This is a genomic window from Dactylosporangium salmoneum (assembly GCF_039532525.1).
Classification (GTDB): domain Bacteria; phylum Actinomycetota; class Actinomycetes; order Mycobacteriales; family Micromonosporaceae; genus Dactylosporangium; species Dactylosporangium salmoneum.
This window is the reverse complement of sequence record NZ_BAAARV010000021.1, coordinates 50,007-67,380: the sequence shown is the minus strand read 5'-3', so window position 1 is coordinate 67,380 and position 17,374 is coordinate 50,007. Positions and strand designations below refer to the sequence as shown.

Annotated in this window: 19 protein-coding genes and 2 pseudogenes; 7 read left to right on the top strand and 14 right to left on the bottom strand. The window is 66.9% G+C overall.

Annotated elements, in window-relative coordinates; genetic code table 11:
• Positions 1–96 precede the first annotated feature (96 nt).
• Together ABD352_RS12500 and ABD352_RS12495 are read left to right on the top strand one after the other, a co-directional pair.
• On the top strand, positions 97–519 hold the full coding sequence (locus tag ABD352_RS12500; protein WP_344612468.1) for a hypothetical protein: 423 nt from the start codon (positions 97–99) through the stop codon (positions 517–519).
• A 5-nt stretch (positions 520–524) separates the two neighbouring features.
• Positions 525–1,145, top strand: a complete 621-nt coding sequence (locus ABD352_RS12495; protein WP_344612467.1) for a zinc-dependent alcohol dehydrogenase family protein — start codon at positions 525–527, stop codon at positions 1,143–1,145.
• Positions 1,146–1,385: 240 nt separating this feature from the next.
• On the opposite strand, the gene ABD352_RS12490 is transcribed toward ABD352_RS12495, so the two are convergent.
• From ABD352_RS12490 to ABD352_RS12475, 4 genes are all read right to left on the bottom strand, one after another.
• Positions 1,386–3,179, bottom strand: coding sequence for a hypothetical protein (locus ABD352_RS12490; RefSeq protein ID WP_344612466.1), 1,794 nt, complete (start codon positions 3,177–3,179; stop codon positions 1,386–1,388).
• A 201-nt stretch (positions 3,180–3,380) separates the two neighbouring features.
• Entirely contained in the window at positions 3,381–3,800 is a 420-nt protein-coding gene (locus tag ABD352_RS12485; protein WP_344612465.1) for a hypothetical protein, read from the bottom strand.
• Positions 3,801–3,998: 198 nt separating this feature from the next.
• A complete protein-coding gene (locus tag ABD352_RS12480) occupies positions 3,999–4,184 on the bottom strand; it encodes a hypothetical protein (RefSeq protein ID WP_344612464.1) in 186 nt (61 codons plus the stop codon).
• A 343-nt stretch (positions 4,185–4,527) separates the two neighbouring features.
• The gene (locus tag ABD352_RS12475; RefSeq protein ID WP_344612463.1) at positions 4,528–4,851 is read right to left on the bottom strand and encodes a hypothetical protein; all 324 of its coding nucleotides are present in this window, start codon (positions 4,849–4,851) and stop codon (positions 4,528–4,530) included.
• Between the two features lie 108 nt (positions 4,852–4,959).
• On the opposite strand from ABD352_RS12475, the pseudogene ABD352_RS12470 reads away from it, so the two are divergent.
• Both ABD352_RS12470 and ABD352_RS12465 read left to right on the top strand, forming a co-directional pair.
• Positions 4,960–5,082 (top strand): annotated as a pseudogene (locus ABD352_RS12470) (methyl-accepting chemotaxis protein); the annotation flags it as partial.
• Positions 5,083–5,924: 842 nt separating this feature from the next.
• The gene (locus tag ABD352_RS12465; RefSeq protein ID WP_344612462.1) at positions 5,925–6,596 is read left to right on the top strand and encodes a hypothetical protein; all 672 of its coding nucleotides are present in this window, start codon (positions 5,925–5,927) and stop codon (positions 6,594–6,596) included.
• A 376-nt stretch (positions 6,597–6,972) separates the two neighbouring features.
• On the opposite strand, the gene ABD352_RS12460 is transcribed toward ABD352_RS12465, so the two are convergent.
• The 4 genes from ABD352_RS12460 to ABD352_RS12445 all read right to left on the bottom strand — a co-directional run bounded on the left by ABD352_RS12460 (position 6,973) and on the right by ABD352_RS12445 (position 9,324).
• Positions 6,973–7,260, bottom strand: coding sequence for an HNH endonuclease (locus tag ABD352_RS12460; RefSeq protein WP_344612461.1), 288 nt, complete (start codon positions 7,258–7,260; stop codon positions 6,973–6,975).
• Complete coding sequence (locus ABD352_RS12455; RefSeq protein ID WP_344612460.1) at positions 7,257–7,712, bottom strand: hypothetical protein; 456 nt, start codon at positions 7,710–7,712, stop codon at positions 7,257–7,259. The genes ABD352_RS12460 and ABD352_RS12455 overlap by 4 nt, the downstream gene beginning before the upstream one ends.
• 15 nt (positions 7,713–7,727) lie before the next feature.
• Positions 7,728–8,351: a DUF6308 family protein gene (locus ABD352_RS12450; RefSeq protein ID WP_344612459.1), complete on the bottom strand. Its 624-nt coding sequence runs from the start codon at positions 8,349–8,351 to the stop codon at positions 7,728–7,730.
• A 400-nt stretch (positions 8,352–8,751) separates the two neighbouring features.
• Positions 8,752–9,324, bottom strand: coding sequence for a hypothetical protein (locus ABD352_RS12445; RefSeq protein ID WP_344612458.1), 573 nt, complete (start codon positions 9,322–9,324; stop codon positions 8,752–8,754).
• A gap of 604 nt (positions 9,325–9,928) precedes the next feature.
• Between ABD352_RS12445 and ABD352_RS12440 the strand changes: the two genes are divergently transcribed.
• Positions 9,929–10,825, top strand: a complete 897-nt coding sequence (locus ABD352_RS12440; RefSeq protein WP_344612457.1) for a PIN domain-containing protein — start codon at positions 9,929–9,931, stop codon at positions 10,823–10,825.
• A gap of 81 nt (positions 10,826–10,906) precedes the next feature.
• Here ABD352_RS12440 and ABD352_RS12435 read toward each other — a convergent pair whose 3' ends face one another.
• Together ABD352_RS12435 and ABD352_RS12430 are read right to left on the bottom strand one after the other, a co-directional pair.
• Entirely contained in the window at positions 10,907–11,440 is a 534-nt protein-coding gene (locus ABD352_RS12435; protein WP_344612456.1) for a hypothetical protein, read from the bottom strand.
• A gap of 21 nt (positions 11,441–11,461) precedes the next feature.
• The gene (locus tag ABD352_RS12430; protein WP_344612455.1) at positions 11,462–11,668 is read right to left on the bottom strand and encodes a hypothetical protein; all 207 of its coding nucleotides are present in this window, start codon (positions 11,666–11,668) and stop codon (positions 11,462–11,464) included.
• Positions 11,669–12,291: 623 nt separating this feature from the next.
• Between ABD352_RS12430 and ABD352_RS12425 the strand changes: the two are divergent.
• Positions 12,292–12,648, top strand: a pseudogene (locus tag ABD352_RS12425) (IS21 family transposase); the annotation flags it as partial.
• Between the two features lie 43 nt (positions 12,649–12,691).
• On the opposite strand, the gene ABD352_RS12420 reads toward ABD352_RS12425, so the two are convergent.
• From ABD352_RS12420 to ABD352_RS57615, 3 genes are all read right to left on the bottom strand, one after another.
• The gene (locus tag ABD352_RS12420) at positions 12,692–13,108 is read right to left on the bottom strand and encodes a hypothetical protein (RefSeq protein WP_344612593.1); all 417 of its coding nucleotides are present in this window, start codon (positions 13,106–13,108) and stop codon (positions 12,692–12,694) included.
• A gap of 58 nt (positions 13,109–13,166) precedes the next feature.
• Positions 13,167–13,388 carry a hypothetical protein gene (locus ABD352_RS12415; RefSeq protein WP_344612454.1) on the bottom strand — a complete coding sequence of 74 codons (222 nt, stop codon included), beginning with the start codon at positions 13,386–13,388 and terminating at the stop codon, positions 13,167–13,169.
• Between the two features lie 209 nt (positions 13,389–13,597).
• Positions 13,598–14,515: a hypothetical protein gene (locus ABD352_RS57615; RefSeq protein ID WP_425553528.1), complete on the bottom strand. Its 918-nt coding sequence runs from the start codon at positions 14,513–14,515 to the stop codon at positions 13,598–13,600.
• A gap of 152 nt (positions 14,516–14,667) precedes the next feature.
• On the opposite strand from ABD352_RS57615, the gene ABD352_RS12405 reads away from it, so the two are divergent.
• Positions 14,668–15,357, top strand: a complete 690-nt coding sequence (locus tag ABD352_RS12405; protein WP_344612585.1) for an IS6 family transposase — start codon at positions 14,668–14,670, stop codon at positions 15,355–15,357.
• A gap of 483 nt (positions 15,358–15,840) precedes the next feature.
• On the opposite strand, the gene ABD352_RS12400 is transcribed toward ABD352_RS12405, so the two are convergent.
• The gene (locus ABD352_RS12400; RefSeq protein WP_344612453.1) at positions 15,841–17,202 is read right to left on the bottom strand and encodes a tetratricopeptide repeat protein; all 1,362 of its coding nucleotides are present in this window, start codon (positions 17,200–17,202) and stop codon (positions 15,841–15,843) included.
• Positions 17,203–17,374 lie beyond the last annotated feature (172 nt).

Genomic DNA, 17,374 nt, shown 5'->3' with positions numbered 1-17,374 from the left:
CCGCGCCGCTCGGCGATTCCCTCCGGGGAATTGTCGCGGCGCGTCCGGCGCAGCACAGTCGTGGTCGCAACGATCATCCACGACCGAAGGATCACGATGGCTGACATCGACCTGAAGAACCTCACCGACCGCTACGTCGCGGTGTGGAGCGAACCCGACCCGGACCGTCGCCGCGCCGCCGTTCGCGAGCTCTGGTCCACCGACGGGGTCCATGTCCTGCAGCCGCCTCAGGAAATGCGACAGGCCGCCGAGGGCCTGGGGTTCGATCGTCTCGTCTTGGAGGCGCGCGGGCATGACGCACTGGAGTTTCGGGTGGCGCGCGCGTACGAGGAGTTCATCGCCCCGGGCACCTTCGTGTTCCGCTCCCGCGGGGATGCCGAACGGCTCCACGACGTGGTCAAGTTTCGCTGGGAGATGGTGCCTCGCGACGGTGGCGACGTGGCCGGTGTCGGGCTGGAGATCCTCGTGCTCGGCGCGGACGGGCGCATCGTCAGCGACTACCAGTTCATCGAGGGATGACCGCGATGACTGCGACGCTGCCCTCGTCCGTGCGCAGTTACCATGTCAACAGCGGCGACGGCATCGATGGGCTGTCGCTGCGTACCCACGAACCGCGCACGCCAGGTATCGGCGAGGTCGCGGTCGCGGTCCACGCCGTCTCGCTCAGCTTCCGAGAACTGCTGGTGCTGCGGGGGCAGTACGTGCTGCCGGTCAAACCGGACGTCATCCCCGTATCCGACGGTGCTGGGCAGGTCATTGCCGTGGGGCCAGGTGTCCAGCGGGTGCGACCGGGTGACCGGGTCACCGCCGCGCTGTTCCCGCAATGGCTGGACGGCCCCCTGGAACCGGCATACCTGCCACAACTTGGGGGCTCCCTCGACGGCCTGCTTACCGAACTCGCCGTCCTGCCGGAGCAAGCCCTCGTCCCGGTCCCCGAACACCTCTCGTACGCCGAGGCCGCGACGCTGCCGTGCGCCGCGGTCACCGCGTGGAACGCGCTGACCGGGGACGGTCCTGGGATCCAGCCCGGGCACACGGTGCTGACTATCGGCTCGGGCGGCGTGCCACTGTTCGCGGTCCAACTGGCCAAGCTGCTCGGTGCGAGGGTGATTGGGGTTCCCCCCGGGATACGGCTGGGCGTATGAGGCTCGCTGGCGCCACCCCGAGTACCCACGGCCTCTCCGACGTCCTCGAGGATCACGCCGCCGGCGCGTTGCGGACGCCACCGAGAACGGCACCGAATCGGACGAGGGTCCGGACAACCTCCGACAGACCGACGACCACCAGTAGTGACCGCCGGGTTCACCTTCATCCGGCAAGGCGCAGCCGACGATGAGTACATGATCAGGTGCACTATCAGCGAGCAGCCGGCCGCAGCCCTGCCGCTATCCGCCGGCCTGGGCCGGGACGGTCGGGGCGTCGTCGCGAAGCGCCGGCCGCCGGTATTCGAGGGTGAGCCATTCCATGGAGCGGGCGAGCTGCGGGTTCACGCCCTCGCCCGGGCCGGAGGCGTCCGCCCCGATGAGCGCGTGCCTGACCACGGCAAGGTCCTCGTCCCGGTTGATCCAGTTGTGGTCCAGCTCGTTGGTGGGGTCCTTGTAGACGAGGCGAAGCTGGCGCCGTACGGCCGCGAGACAGTCCTCCGCCCAGGCCGGGTCCGCCGCCGTCCAGGGACGGCAGTCCGGAGGCAGCCTGAACGCGTGAGCGAGGAAGCACGCGGTGTTGTAATGCGCCATCCAGCCGATGGCCTTTCCCTGGTGCTTGTCCAGCGCGTAGTTGATGCCGCCGATCATTGCCGTGTGCTGTTCCGGGCTGTGCTCGGGCCGGCCGTCCCTGTTCGCCGGGGCGGGCTGACCGGGGTGCAGCAGGGTCTGCACGGCTTGGTCCACCGGCAGCCCGTGCAGGGTCGCCAGCCTCGCGAACAGCTTCTCCACGTCTCGCCGCACGTGGGCGCGCACGTCAGGGTCCGCGCTGTCGTGCGCGCGCCGCGCGTTGTCCCACATGAGCAGCGACAGCAGGGCGGCCTCGGTGGCGGACCGGTACTGATGGCGGCGGTCGGGTCCGCGGAACCAGGGTGCCGAATGGGCCGGCTGCCGCATCAGGCTGCGCAGGTAGATGCGGGTGCCGGCATCGGCCCGCAGCCAGCGCTTGAGCATGCTCGGCAGCCGCAGGTCCATCAGGATGTCCGCGTGCAGCTGCTCCGCCAGCCGCCGGAACTCGTCGGACGGCAGGTCCGCTCGGTGCATGGTGGTGAGCAGGCGATAGGCGGCCTCGAAGATGACCGGCCACTGATCCCGGCAGAACGCGTAGTAGCTGATGGCGGGCGAGTAGTCGCCGACCATCTCGTACAGCGCGGCAGCGGCCAGCCGGGGCAGCGCGTTGGACTGGTCCCGGCGAGCCGCGGCGTTGAAGTGGTCAAGCGCCCGGGCTATCTTGTGATCGGTCGCATCGCGCTCCGCGGCGCGGGTGTCGATCCACCGGGTCTTCTCGACGAGGCCCTCGCGGTACAACTCGTACGCGTGCGGCGAACCCCACTGCTCCCACGGGGGCGTGCGCTTGCGGACCGCTCGCTGCTGGCGGACCTGTTGCAGGCAGAAGGATCCGATCTCCCGAATGATCGTCTTTGCGTCGCCGCTGTAGGTGTGCGCCGCGACCAGGCGTGCGCCGGGCCGGCGGATGATGCTCACGGCGACCGCCACCACCCGGTCCGTCTCACCGGAGTTCAGCAGGTCGAGGTGGACCTCGAACGCGGGTCGCTGGCCGCCGGAGAAGAGCCATCGCAGCAGGTACCACAGCCACGCGATCGTCGGCATGCCCGCGGCCGGCGGCGTCGGTGGCGGCGACACCGTGCGCATGCTGCCGGGGGAGAGCCTGCGGCTCGGGTCGCCCGCCACGAAGGCGATCACGCCGGTTTGGATCTCGATGAGCGTCGCCGTGCGCAGCGCCACCGGGTCGGCCGCCTCGGCCGGGCTCGGATCGCTGTCGCCGTCGTGCTTGCCGCGTGGCACCCGTGCGCGCCGGATCTGCAAGGGGACGCCCTGGCGGTCGGGAAACAGGGTGTACCGCAGCCAGAACCACATCCGGACGAGGACCAGAAGCGACACGACGGCCACGATCGTGGCCACGGCCTGGGGATCGACCGACCCGTTCCGCAGCGAAGACAGCCATTCGAGGACCACCAGCCCATTCTCGAAGCTCGCGACCCGCCGGGAATCGGCAGAAGAGCGGAGGCCATTCCGCCAACGGCGGTGTTTGCCGCGGCGAAGCGGCGGCGCATTTCGACACAACGGGCTGACCTCAGGCGGCCAGGGAGGCACCGGCGCCCCTGACGCCGACGCCATGATGCCGCCCGACTGCTGACGGCCTGCCCGGCCGGCACATCACGCCGGGTCGTCGCGGCGGAGCTCGGCCAAGACCTCGCCCGCCCGGCGGCCCTCTTCGTTGAACGCCATCTCACCGACCTTGGCCCGGTATCGCGTCAGCCGGTCGGCGGCATCGGTGAACAGGTCCCCGTACGCGCCGGACCTTGCCACGTCCCGCAGTGCCAGCCCGCCGTCCAGCACGTCCCGGCCGATCTTCGCCCACATGTCGCCTGCCACACCGCCCGCCAGTGCCCGCATCGGCGCCCGGCGCAGCGTGGCCCCTTCAGCGGAGTCCATGTCGAAGTCCATCAGCCCCTCATCTGCGAAGCGGGTTTCCAGCATTTTGATGAACCCCATGCCGGAGAAGACGACCATGTCGGCGGTGACCACGATCTGCGTCAACTTCGCAATGATGTTCATCGCGTTGGCGATCTCCATCGCGGCCAGGCCGTAGCCGACTACCGCACCGACCCCGGTCTCGATCAGGGCGGTGCCGGCCGCGTTCGCCGCCGCGGCGACCAGGCACGAGTCGACGAGCGCCTCGGCGAGGTTTGCCGCTTGGTTGGCGAGCTGCCATACGCCTTTCGCCGTCTCGAGGTATTTGCCGCGCGCCTCACGTAGGGGCCCGGCCAGCTGTCACACCGTCTGTGCCACCCCGGAGAAGTAGGCGACGGCTGCGTCGGAGGCGTTGCCGTCCCAGCCCTCGTCGAGGTCGGCGGCGATGTAGCCCAGGTTCGCCGCGGTCGTCTCGCAGAAGTCGCCGAGATGCGCCAGCGCGTCACCGGCCCGCGCGTACGCCTCCCAGCCACCGGCGAAGAACATCCCCACCTGGGGTGGTCGACGCCCGGGTACCGGCCGAAGTCGGTCGCCGGGACGGTGGCATCGAACTGGGCGGCGGCCTGCTGGTCGGTGGAGCCGTAGTAGTCGCCGGCGCGGATCAGTTCGGTGTGGGAGTCGTCGGCGAGCTCCTTGAGCCGGGCCAGCCATGTCTCGAGATGGTCGAGCATGTCCTGGTGGCCGGTGATGAGCTTACCGAGCAGGCTCGGCTGGGCGTCGACACGCGCGTCGACGTGCAGGTAGGTGACGGCGACCCCGGTCTGGATGCCGACCTCGTTGAGGTTGTGGGCGGCGTCGTCGAGAACGGGGCGGGTGACACGCAGAGCGGTCACAGCATGCCCCACAGGTTCTCGCCGAACATGATGACGAAGACGCCGAGGGCCCAGAGGACGGCGGTGCCGGCGGACAGCCCGGCCTGGTCGTCGGGGTCATCGGCGCGCAGCAGGTTGACCGCGGTGGCGCAGGCGCCGACGAGCAGGACCGCGCCGATGGCCCAGAAGACGGTGTGGGTGGCGTTGAACAGGTTGTCGCGGACGGTACCGATCAGATTGGCGATGCCGTAGAGCAGGACGATCCCGGTGGTGACGAACGCGAGCCAGGCTGGCGCTCGGCGTAGGTTGCGCCAATCGTCTGGGCGGGTTTCTGGTTCCACGGCTTCCCCCGTCGGGTCTGATCGATGGACTGGTCCAGGGTGCCGTGCGGAGCGGTGACGTTCAAGAATCAATCCGTGGCTGTGGATAACCGGGGGCGGCGTTCTGACGTCGCACTGAACGCCACCATCAAGACGGCACGGGCGGCGACGCGGGCAAGGGGCTTCGCCGTGGTGACCAGCGAGGTCAAGGACCTGGCCCAGCAGCCCGCGAAGGCGACCGAGGACCTCTCGGCCAACCCGGTCGGACCGCGAAGCCTGCCATGACCAGCAGGACAACCGGTCAGTCCGAGCGTCACTGTGCGCGGGCACGGAGGTGCCCCAGAGGTCGTCGATGGCGGTCTACCCGGTTGCTCGGTGGCTGCTCGCCTGCTGCCAGAGCGAGCTTGATGGCTGTCGGCGAGGCGAGGTTCTATCTCCCCGTGTAAATGGCCCTAACCTGGACTGGGCTGCCGAAACGCCGCGCATGAGGCTGCTAGCTCAATGGCAGAGCTGCGGACTTTTAATCGTCGGGAATCGCGAATACACGTCGAGGCGCACCGCGATCTACCTGCGCAAACGCGCGATCCAACTGTCTATTGTGGATCTGGATTGCTCCTAGGCAGCTCGACTGTTCAAGTGACCTCTCGTCCGTGCCCGTCCGCGTGTAGACCAGGCAATCCGACCGCTTCCATGCTGACGGATACGCTGCAATGCCTCGCGCGGAGTGCCGTCACCGCATTCGACCTTCAATGCAACAGTGCCTGGATCCATCTGGATCGCCGCCCGGTTGAGGGCCTCAGTCGCCTTCTGGAGCCGACGAAGGTAGCCAGGTACTACGTCGTCGCCCCGGCGATCTCCCGGTCACGGTTTCGCGATCCCACAGCAGCACGATATACGAACCATTGTTCTAATAAGCCGGGTTGACCGTAGCGGTTGGAGGAACCGCTGCCGAGTCCCTGACCACCAGCAATTGCCGCGGCCATCGAACACGGGACGCACGAGTGTCCGCGCTCGGCGCCGCTATCTGGGTGGAGGACCCGATGTGGCTGATCGTCCGGTGACATTCCGGAATCATCCGCCACCACCATGATCCAGTGACACTCCCCGGAACCCCTGAGCAGCCAGCCCAAGGAGGCTGGCAGCCATCCCCGCAACCCCAGTACGGGCCACCCGCGGCCCCGCCGCCCGGCTACCCGATCCCGCCCGCCGCGCCTACGAAGAAGCGCTCCGCCGGAAAAACCGTCCTGATCGTCGTGGCCGCAGTGGTGGTCCTATGTTGCGGCGGCGTCGTCATCGCCGCCGCTACCAGCGGCAACAAGACCAACAACACGAGCGGGGCAGCCACCCCGGCAACTACCGCAGCCGGTGCCCAGCCGCCGGCAACCCAGGACGCGACGACGCAAGCCGCGACAACGCAAGCCGCGATGACGCAAGCTGCAACGACGCAAGCCGCGCCGCCGCCAACGAGCCAGGCCGCAGCCCAGCCGAAGCAGATCATCAAGGTCAGCGGCAACGGGATCAAGAAGACCGCGATGTTCACGACCGGCGCCGAGTGGACGCTTGTCTACTCGTACGACTGTTCGAAATTCGGCAGCAGCGGCAACTTCCAGGTCTTCGAGTACGACGACAGCGGGGCGCCGCAGGACGTCCTGGTCAACGAGCTGGACAAGAAGGGCAACGATTCGGTGCCGCAGCACGCAGACGCTGGCCAGCACTATCTTCAGGTCAACTCTGAGTGCTCGTGGACGATCACCGTTATGGGGTAGGCATCCCGCAGGGGGCGGGGCGGTTCGGGGCCTCGGCCTCGTTAGAGCGGTTGCTCGCCGGTCCCCCGTAGCGTCGGTCCGGCGCTTATCCCCAAAGGGAGGGCGCCGGAACTGCGTCTGCACGTTCGAGCTAAGCGTCACCTGCAGCATCGATGCAAGGCCGGTCGACTGTTGGCGACGGCAAACTGACCTGGCGCGGCGAGTGGGCGAGGTTGGCAGCGCTTCGGTGCCGACACTGTGACCGCCGCGCCAACATCGCGCTCTACCGCATCGCCTTGGGACAATCCGTCCCGACCGCCCATGGGACATTCCGGCGCCCTCCGACCCGGGCGTCCGCTGGGACCGTTGTCCCCGTATAGACAACCCCCACCCATGGTCACGCCAGGATTTTGCGGTGTGCGGCGAGGCCGCGTTTGGACGGCCGGTGGGCGGGCTGTTGGGGCAGCCTCAGCGGCCTTCCCTGCAGGGTTGCGTAGGAGGAGCCGTCCAGGTGCGACGACACGACGAGGTTGCCGTTGTGGTCGACGGCTACGAGGTGCAGGTCGAAGAGGGTGTGCAGATCTGCGCGCAGGAGCAGGCCGTTCGTAATGGCGTGACTGTGTTGGCCTCGGTACGGTTCGATGTGTGCGGCTTCGAGTACCGCTTCGGCCGACTCGCCGGTCACGGCGCAGCGCCGCTGTCGAGATCGGTGAGTCGAATCCGCGCTGAGTGCAGCCAACCACCGAGGACGGCGGCGGTCGTCCGGTCGGCACGTACCGCCGCCCGCTGGGCGATCTGCCCGAACGCCGACCGTGGGATCGGGTCCCGCATCAGCTTCCGGCTGGCATCGACCCTCCACAGCAGTGATACCCACCATTCGTCTGCGTCTGGGTAGATGTCGACCGCTTGGGCTACGGCGCAAATGTATTGGTACGGATCGGCAGCGTAGACCCACACCGCATCGCCGGGCCGCATCGTGCGGAACCCGGTGCGCAGCAGCCACGGATCAATGTCGTCGGGATGTTGCTCGATACCGGTGAGCAGCCGCTGCGGTGACACCTCCGTCTCCCCGCCAGCGCTGGCCAGGTAGTAGTCGCTCCGCTCGTTGGTCGGGTAGATCCAGTGGGTGACCGACATTAATGCGTCTCCGTCCTACAGACCGCGGTCTTTGCCCTCGCGCCACGCAATGACATCCAGCACGCGCAGGGCGCTCACGGAGTCCGGAAGACCAGCCTGGTCCCGCAGGCGCAGTAACCGATGGTGCAGCGCACACTCATCCGCGCGGAGCGCCTCGCGCAACGGTTCCCACTGGGTCGCCACCGTGTCGGTGACCGCAGCGACCACCACGTCCCAGATCGGCCGCAGCCGAGGCCGCTTGCGCGCCAACAACTTCGAAGCGGTCGTCGTACCGATACCAGGGATGCCGCGCAGTTGGCGCATCAATGGCCAACCGGCCCACCCGTCGTCGAGCGGCTGTTGCTCGCAGGCCAGATCCCGGTCGGTGCCCAAGTTGATCAACAAGTTCGAGAACTCGTCGGCGCGGTCACGGAGCAGTTCGCGTACCGCGGTCTTGGGCGCCTCCACCGAAAGGAACTTGATCGCGATCAGGTCGTCAGCCGTAAACCGGAACGGATCGGACTCGGTAGCCCAGCTATCGAAGTAGGCGCCGTCGGCGCATCCGGGACTGAGATAGGGCCGGCCGAAGTACCGTGTGAGTAGGCCGACGGCGGCATTGTCGTCGGCCGTCTGCAGGGCATCGGGAAGCCGCCATGTCATAGCGTGAACCTGCCAGCGTCACCCAACCCTGTCTATGGGCCGAACGCGCCGTTGGAACATCGGCCGGACATCCGTTGCTCAGGTCGAGCGGCCTCGAGCGGATCCCGCGCCGAACTCGACGCGCCGAGAACCGCGTCACGCCGACGGCGTACGGCGAACGGTCCTGAGTGACGACAAGTGTCGTGACACCGCCGACAACCACGTCGCGGCGAAGGGGCACGCTAGAACCACGTCGAGGAGGAGACACTCGGTCCCGGGCTCGAGCGCCCTTCTTCGTATCCACAAAAGGGCGGTCCTCCGCAAGGGAGGTCCGCGTACCGGCGGCGGACAGGGTTGACCGCGTCCGTCGATCCCGCAACGCAACAGCGCCCCGACACGGGCTCGACCGTCCACCGATCCCTCAACGCAACTGTGCCCTAACGCGTCCCCCAGTCGGCAAAATGTCAGGAGCAATCGATGCGAGCCGTTCGACAATTGCCACATGGCTGTAGGTGAGGGCGTCTCGGTGTTCGCTGCTGTTGTCAGCGCAGGAGCCGCGGCGGTCGGCGCGTTCGTGAGCCTTTCCCAATGGAAAGCGTCGCGACCAGCCCAGCCATCCCGGCGGGCGCCGGCGAACGCCCGCGTCGACACGCGCAAGGTTGCCGGGCCACAAGCGTCGCCAGCGATCGTTCCGGCGCGTGTCGCGGTCGAGCAGCCGCGTGCCAAGGTCCGGTCGTGGGCCATCCGGGTAGCCTTCCTCGGAACCGTCTCGTGTGGCGCGTTCTCGCTGACGTTCGTGATCAATCAGGCCGGTGAAACCCGCGATGCGGTTCTCGTGCCCATCTTCCTGGTGAGTGTGGTTACTGCGGTCCTGGCTATTGTCATGGCGTTGCCGGTTCGCTGTTGTGGCGCTGGCAAAGTCACGGTTCGTCGACGCACGGACCGCCGCCATCGGGCTGGCGCTGGCGTTGTGGCCCTGGGCACTGCTGTTCATCTTCGGTCGCTGACAACGCATCGGCTCGCAGCAGATGTTGTACGCGGTCGGCGTCTTGGGCTCGCTCGGCCCCGTCGCCATCCGTCCCGTCGATCGGTTTGCATCGCAAGCTCTAACCTTGACTTTTAAGTGCGCCACGAGCGCGGAAGGCGGGGTCGTTGTGTAGGGGCCTTGCTGGATGCGGTGCTGTGCAGGAGATGAAGGTTCCGGATCCTTGCTGGGCGGGTGTGGGACGCGACGTGCGTTCCGCGGCGACTACCACGCCGATCCACACGCCGGTGCGGTTCCGCCTGCGCCGGGGCGGCGGCGCAGGCGCGTACAGCGGTGGCCCGATGTACGGCGCGAATTCGCTGGACTGCGCATGCTGCGGCCAGGTCGACGGTCTGCCGAAAGGTTCCTGTCGCGACGGGTCGGTCATGGCGGGGGTCTGGCAGCGCGGTTGCCGGATTGGCTCCGCTGAACGGCTGAGCCGCAGCGTGAAGCGGTCCAGCCACACCCGGTAGGTCGACTTGCACCCGTCGTATCTACGGTGCGCCGAGCCGCAAACCGGTGGCAGGATCCCGTGGTGCTTGTGACTCCGATGCCCGGCGCTGACCGCCGACACGTGCTGGACCTGCTGTATGGGCAGGGAACCATCATCTCGAACCACCACGGCAACCCGGGCGGCTATCTGGACTGGGCAATGGAGACGGCGAGGCTACTACGGAACCAGATCCAGCGCAGCGACATCGATCGCCTTGTGCTCACGCCTCAGCTGTCGCAGCTGCGCAACATGCTGGACGTACATCCGCGCGTTGTGAATCCGGTGCTCGACATGGAGATCACTGAACGAAGCGAACTGTTCGACCTGGCCCGTCGCACGCTGAAGGCCGAGATCGATCGATGGGACAGCAGGCCGGGGCTGCTGGTAGTCGTCGACACGAGCGTCTTCATGTCGCACCCGAACAAGATCCGCGACATCGACTATGCGGCGGAGCTCGGCAGGGACTTCGACGACATCCGGCTGGTGCTGCCGCTCGTCGTGGTCGACGAGCTCGACCGGCTCAAGGAGAGCGGGGCGAACGATCGCCGCTGGCGTGCCGGCCACACGCTTGGTGTTCTGGACGAACTTCTCCGGAATCGGCGGGCTGTCGCCCGGCTGCGTTCTGCTGACAACTTCAGAGCTGTCGCTGAGGCGGGTGGGATGCCTCGCGGCGAAGTCACGGTTGAGGTGTTCTTCGATCAGCCCGGGCACGTGCGAATGGCCGAGGCGGATGACGAGATCGTGGACCGCGCCTGCGCGATTCAGGCCCTTGCTGGCCGGCGGGTTCGGCTGCTCACCATGGACACGAGCATGAGCATGCGCGCCAGGATGGCAGACCTCGAGGTGCACAAGATCGCTCGTGACATCGGTCCTGAACCGCAGCCGCCGGTGTTGAAGGCGGAGAAGGACGCCCGCCGGGGCAACGCACGGCGCGACAACGGGAGTGCAGCGGCCGCAACGGCAGGCGAGCACGCCTGACGCCAGTTGGGATTCGGGCGACGACTAGCGTACGCCTGGTCGGGTGACGGAGCCGCGGTGCCGCCTGAGGCGTGCGACAGGCTAGTGGCGGCGGCCCTTGGAATGCGCCTGCTTCCTCGAGTTCGCGCGAGAACCGGGTGGGCCGCTGAACATCTGCTTGATCCGAGCGAAGAAGGTTGCATCGTCGGTCACGCCGTAGCCCAGACGGCGCAACTCGTTGACAGCGATCTCGGGCTGGCGGCGCACGGCGGCGGCGATCTGCTTGTCGCGGTACTTCTGGCGGCTCTCGTCCAGGACCTGTTTCCAGCCCGGATGCGGATCGACGATCCGTTCGTTGATCAGGCACTCCAGCAGGTCTTCCAGGGCGGGCCGGAAGCGCCGGCCGCCGACCGGAAGGTGAAGCTTGGACAGCGCGTCAACTTCCTTGCGTCCGAGGTCGCCGAGGAAGCTCTCCAAGCCCGCATGGCGCGCCTGGATCTGGACGTGCGCCTCGGCGTACTGGTCCTTGTCCCGGTCGTAGTCGTAGTGCAGGACCTCGTCCTGGTCGTCCCCCACCATGAGCGCGCAGACCGACGAACGCACGGTGAGGAAGGTGCCCTCGGTCATATCCAGCATCAGGTAGACGCCGAGGTCGAGCTAGAGAGGCGTTGCAGTGCCGGTGCGCAGCCTGATGGGGTTGGAGGTGAAGTCCTCGAGGTCGGTGCCGACGACCGACTGCATGCAGTCGGGGTAGATCTTACCGTCGACTCGCGCGTTGTCGCAGACGGTGCGGTTGAGCAGCGTCTGTAGCTGGTCGGCGAACCGCTTAGTCTGCGGGAAGAGAGCAACGTCCTTCTTGCTCACGGATGGCCAGCCAGAGCTTCTTGGCGGCCAGGGAGGTGAAGCTGCGCTGATGTCCCATGTCTCTGAGCTGGTCGTACGTCAGGTGTAGGCGCTTCAGTGTGCGCTCCACGGCGTCGTTCCATTCGGACTGGCTCATCTCGGTGACGGTCGGACGGTGTATGTGCGTTGACGCAGTCATCGAAGCCTCCCAGGGTGGGCACATGCCTGGTTGCTCATCCCTCATAGTAGGGGCGCCGCCACCTTCACTACTACCCCTCGTTATCGAGCAATACGCCGAACGTAACCATCCATGCAGCTCACCCGACATGCCAACTTCGGGTGAATCGACCATGATCACCGTAAGGTGGCCGAACGGATGAGGTCAGAGCACCATACGGGCTTACCCCGATCGTGTCACGCAATGTGTCGCGAAAAGGTCCTCCGGCAGGCCAAAAACCATGACATCTCGCACACCACATCGGCCAGCTCACGCGAAAGTTGCAGCAATCATGTCCGCGGCCAGTAGATACTGGCTCCCCATAGGCGGCCATTTACCACCCCGCTGGTGGCCAGGGATCTCCCCGCAGATGGCCAGTTACCTCCCCGCTGATCATGTCTATGTGCTGGTCGGCAAGGGTCGGCCGGTGAAGAGCGGCAGGGAGATCGTGGAAATTTTGGAGGCGTACGACCTCACGGGTAGTTACCGTGCGGCAGCGGAGTTGGCCGGGTGTGACCATCACACGGTTGCCCGTTATGTGAAGTTGCGGGAAGCAGGGCAGAGTCCCGAATCGCGGACGCATCGGGTTCGTCCGATCGACGAGTACCTGCCGAAGATCGAGGAGTTGGTCGCGCGTTCCGGAGGCCGGGTCCGAGCCGATGTGGTGCACCGGCGGATCACCGCGATGGGCTTCACCGGTGGGGAACGCACCACGCGTCGGGCGGTCGCTGAAGTCAAAGCCCGGTTCCAGGCGGGTCGGCGGCGGGTGTTCAGGCCGTGGATCCCTTCTCTGAACTTGCGCGTGAGCGGTAACCGAGCCCTGAATGTCAGTGTTCGCGGTGGAGTTCGTGGTAGGCGCGAAAGTCGAAGAAGCGCAGACCGTCGACCACGGCTCCGGACTCGATTTCCTGCAGGGTCCAGGGATGGGCGGAGTAGTCGTCAATCGCCACGCCTCCGCGCTCAAGCAGCAGCGCGACCAGTTGGTGAACCTTCGGGGTGCCGTCGATCCGCCCAGAGATGTCGATCTGGACCGCCCAGGTGGGGCGGTGTCCGACGGTCGCTTCGAGGACCGCCACGTCGTCGGGGTCCCAGTCAGCGAAGAGGCGGCCGGTCTGCTCATCGTCGATGTTGATGTAGAGGTTGCCGGCCAGAGTCCACGGATCGCGCTGCTGCGGCAGGTGCCGATCAAGTGAGGCGACGGTCTCAGCTCGCTCACCTGCAGGGAACACGAACACACTGCGCATGAGTGGAGCGTATGTGGTGTCGTTCTCCGGCGACCATGGATATTCACAGCTGTCGCGGTCACGTCGCAGCGGTAGTGGTGGTGGTCGTGCGCATGGCGATGTCGGCGAAGGTCGGCATGCCTAGGTTGACGGCGGTCGAGCGTCGGGCGATGAGGTTGTCGAGTTGGGTGAGCTTGGCCTTCGCCGCGGCCAGGCTGACCTTGAGTCCCTCGGCTTCTCCGCCCCAGCCTTCGCGTTCGGCTTCGGCGATGCGGGCGATGAGGTTGTCACGGATGTCCACAAGGCGGGGTCGCTGGGTCGGGTCGGTCCGCGGCAGGGGGCATCGAATGCAGCTTTAACCGAAATGATCTTGAAGCTGCTCGACGCCGCGGTCAGGGCCCTGTTGTGACCCAAAGTCACGGCGGAATCTTGGCAGGGTTTGACGGTCGGGCGTGTCGTGGCTCTTACGCGTTCCGTCGCCGGGTGAGGGCAACAGCGATAGGTCGTGGGTCAGAGGTACCGGCTGATTTCGTCGACGATGATGTAGCTGGCCTGTCCTCTGATTTGGCCGTCCGCGCTGACTTGGGTTGATGACGCGGCGCGTCCAGCGTGCGGGGCGGGCAGCCGATCGCCGGTCGGTGTGAGGAACTGTGGGTGGACGATGACGGACTCGTCGAGCTCTTCGATCCGAATGCCTATGCCGCCTTCGCCGGTGTAGGTGCCGTCGACGACGCCGGTCCGGCCGGCGACCTTCGGGTCTTCGTAGGTGGCCGACACCTGAACAATCTCTCGTATGCGAAACCCGCCCGGCAGTGCGAAGAGGGCCGGTGATGCTCGTTCCCCGGTGGGAAGGAGGTCTTCCTCGGAGTAAAGGCCACCGATCTCGTCATCGTCGTCGACCAGGCTCCGCACTGAGTACCGGAAGCGCGGCCCGGGGTGCTCGCGGATCTGTGTGATGGCACCGCGTTGGCCGGTCAGACCGGGCACGGCGAGTCTGGGCTGGTCGCCGATCTGCACGATGTCGAGAATCTCGAAACGAGGTTCCGCCATGCCGACAGTGTCGCAGCCGCAGGTCGTTCCTGGCTCAAATTCTCGAGCCGCTTCAGACGGCGGTGTGTCGCGAGTTCTATGGAGCCACTCTGCGAGTGCGGTGTAGTCGGCGTCGGTGAGTCCCTGACGGGGATCGACCCGGTAAAGCAGTGCGTGTCCTGGATGGTGTGCGGACACCCAGGCCCGGTCGGTGTCGGCGATCTCGTCGTCAACCCAGGCGAATGGACGACCTGCAGCCCAGGCGATGAGCGCTCGGGTCTTCCAGTGCAGCCCGTTCCGCTCGTCCTGCTCGTCGGTGTCGGATGGTTCCGGCCAGATCACCACTGGGAGTTTCGGCAGGCCGATCCTCGGCGCGATGGCCTCGTTCGCGTCGGCCATCCATGTTGTGGCCCAGACCAGATCGCACGGTAGCGCCGTCAACCGTGGTCCGTGTCCGGGATTGATCCTGGCCAGAAGGGGTCCGTTGCGTTGAGCGTTCCCAGGTCAGGCAGGCTTGACCGGTGAAGGACTCGAACCGTCAGCGTCCGGCCCTGCCACCACAGTCGGCGTTCGCCGGGTTCCGGTTCCCGCCCGACGTCATCATGGTCGCCGTCCGGCTTTACCTGCGCTACAACCTCTCCTACCGTGACGTCGAAGAACTCCTCGTCGAGCGTGGCGTCGAGACCGACCACGTCACCGTCTTCCGGTGGGTCCAACGCTTCACACCGCTGCTGGCTGACGCGGCCCGGTTCTGTCGGCATGCACCCGGCGACAGGTGGTACGTCGACGAGACATATGTGAAGGTCAACGGCGTCTGGCGGTATGTGTACCGCGCCGTCGACCAGCACGGCCAGGTCATCGACGTACTTCTCTCCGCCCGTCGGGACGCCGCAGCGGCACGGCGGTTCCTCCGCCGGGCGATGGCCACGTTGAAGGTCACGCCCTCCGAGGTGGTCACTGACGCGGCACCGATGTACCCGGCCGTCCTCGACGAGCTGGTCCCCGCGGCGTGGCACCACGTCGAACGCCATGCCAACAACCGGGTCGAGGCCGACCATAGCCAGCTGAAACACCGGCTCAGACCGATGCGCGGGCTACGCACCGACCGGACTGCGCAGACGATCATCGCCGGACACGCCCTCATGCAGAACCTGTGCCGCAGACACTACGAACTCGGCATCGCCGCCCCGCGCGGACTCCGCGTCGCCGCAGCGTTCACCGAACTCGCCACCGCCATCTGAAGACCGAGCAGCACTCGCTTCAATGCGCCCTCCGATCAGCAAACGCAACAGCGCCTCTGTCAGCAACAGCGTTCCGCTACGAGCTCCCAGCGCACGACACCGTCGAGGCTGCGCTCAGCCCGTTGCTACCGCGAAGTTGACCAATAGGCTGGCGAACATCTCAAGCCCGGACGGAGCCGGTGGCGACTGGACCGAACGCCGAATTAGACCGGCCCGCGCCGCGCTGCTGGGCCCCGGGGAGCCGCGTGCGCGGCAACGAGTCCGAACGACGTCACGCCACAAGCATCATTCACTGTTGTCGGTGACGTGGTGGCGCAGGCGCAGACTGGGAGGCTGTCGACGACGTCGCGGTGCCGTCGACAAACCGTGCATCGGCGTCACTTCGCTGGTTCGAAATGAGAATCTCGCTGGGAAAGGGGCGGCGATGGCAAGAGCGATTAGTGAGCCATTTTCATCGTGGCGGTGCAGGTCGGCCGCTCCAGCTCACACCCACTCTGTTGTCGGCTCGGCGCGCATCGTCGCGATCGCGTCCTGAGGCCGACCCGCGCGGATCAACGCCTTCGCGAGCAACACACGGTCCCACCCTTCGGTGGCCGGGCCGAGCATGGCGATCGCCTCGTCTGGAGAGCCGAAACAGGCCAGCAGTGCGGCCAGCCGCTCGTGTGCGTACCCGCTGCCCGCCTCGGGATCCGTTCGCAGCTCGGCGATCGCCTGCTCATGGCGGCCGCATGCAACTAGCGCCTCGATCCACTCCAGGCGCAACTTGACCGGGTCCGGTCGGCCCTCAGCGACGACCTCGGCCACGACGGCACGCGCCTCGTCCGGCCGACCCTGCCCGATCAGCAACAGGCACAGCGGGCGGACGAGGGCCGGGTCGGCGGAGGCCGCCGGCCGCAGCACGGTGATCGCCTCCTCCACCCGACCGTGACGGGCCAGAAGGTCGGCGAGCAGCCACGCCTCGTTTCGGCCGAGAGCGTCCGCGGAGACTGGCCCCAGCCACGATGCCACAGCGTAGTGGACAAGACCGTGCTCCTCCTTGCGCCGGAGCCGCGCGGCGAGTGGCGCCAACACCGCCACCGCGTCGTCGATCCGGCCCTGCTCCTCACACAAGCGAGCGAGGCGATGCGTGGCAAACTTGCGACCGTTGCGACCGTCGCCCGCAGCGAAGTCGACGAGCGCCGCCGGGTCGTGGCGGGCCAAGAGGTCGGCCAGCTGTTCGGCGTCCTCGATGTTGTAAGACCGTCCGCGAAGACTCGCCGACAACACGGTGACTGCCTCCTCCACACGGCCGTCGCGCTCCAGCACGGAGGCCAGCAAGCTTTCGAGGCCCCGCCGCCCGGCGTCGATCCGCGACCGCAGGAGATCAATCACCGCCTCATCGCGGCCCAGTCCCCGGGTCAACTCGACCACCACGTCAATCGGGTACAGGTTGTCGGCCAGCCCTTGCCGCAGCATGGCGAGCAGGTCTTCGTCACGTCCCTGCCCAACCAGCAACATCCCGAGCCGTTGCACGGCCTCGCGCTGGCCCTCGTCGGCGAACGGACGCAGCATTGCCATCGCCGCGACGACGTCGCCCTCCTCCGCGAGGATCTCGGCGATGTGGTCCGTCGCCCGCGCCGCCCATGACGTGTTGACGAACGGCCGGAGCAGCGCCAGGGCCGCCGCTGGCGGCTCGCCGCGTGCCCGCAGCAGCCGGCCCAACATGTCGGCGCACTCGTAGTCGCCATCGTCGGCCTCCCGGCGCAGCAGGTCCAGGTGGCCATGCTCCGCGAGCGCCTCCACGACCTCCCGCGGAAGCCCATCCTCAACGGACCGGTAACGACCGTCGGGCTCGGCAGTGTCCATACCGACGCACTCTAGTGAGCCATTTCATCATGATCGAGCTGATCACGGTGGGTGCGGGCGCCCCGAATATTGATGAAGGCGAGGCTCCAGGTAAGACAGCAGTCGACCAAGATCTGTGAGGAGTGTTGTCAAGCGGAGGCTTCGATGATCCGCCAGATTTGCCGTGCTATGT

Bases quoted from the DNA above. Each gene is read 5' to 3' on its own strand.
- ABD352_RS12400 (WP_344612453.1), bottom strand. From the start codon at position 17,202: ATGGACACTGCCGAGCCCGACGGTCGTTACCGGTCCGTTGAGGATGGG.
- ABD352_RS12420 (WP_344612593.1), bottom strand. From the start codon at position 13,108: ATGCGCAGTGTGTTCGTGTTCCCTGCAGGTGAGCGAGCTGAGACCGTC.
- ABD352_RS12450 (WP_344612459.1), bottom strand. From the start codon at position 8,351: ATGACATGGCGGCTTCCCGATGCCCTGCAGACGGCCGACGACAATGCC.
- ABD352_RS12500 (WP_344612468.1), top strand. From the start codon at position 97: ATGGCTGACATCGACCTGAAGAACCTCACCGACCGCTACGTCGCGGTG.
- ABD352_RS12455 (WP_344612460.1), bottom strand. From the start codon at position 7,712: ATGTCGGTCACCCACTGGATCTACCCGACCAACGAGCGGAGCGACTAC.
- ABD352_RS12495 (WP_344612467.1), top strand. From the start codon at position 525: ATGACTGCGACGCTGCCCTCGTCCGTGCGCAGTTACCATGTCAACAGC.
- ABD352_RS57615 (WP_425553528.1), bottom strand. From the start codon at position 14,515: ATGGCCGACGCGAACGAGGCCATCGCGCCGAGGATCGGCCTGCCGAAA.
- ABD352_RS12485 (WP_344612465.1), bottom strand. From the start codon at position 3,800: ATGGAGATCGCCAACGCGATGAACATCATTGCGAAGTTGACGCAGATC.
- ABD352_RS12445 (WP_344612458.1), bottom strand. From the start codon at position 9,324: ATGAACAGCAGTGCCCAGGGCCACAACGCCAGCGCCAGCCCGATGGCG.
- ABD352_RS12435 (WP_344612456.1), bottom strand. From the start codon at position 11,440: ATGCTGGATATGACCGAGGGCACCTTCCTCACCGTGCGTTCGTCGGTC.
- ABD352_RS12480 (WP_344612464.1), bottom strand. From the start codon at position 4,184: ATGTTCTTCGCCGGTGGCTGGGAGGCGTACGCGCGGGCCGGTGACGCG.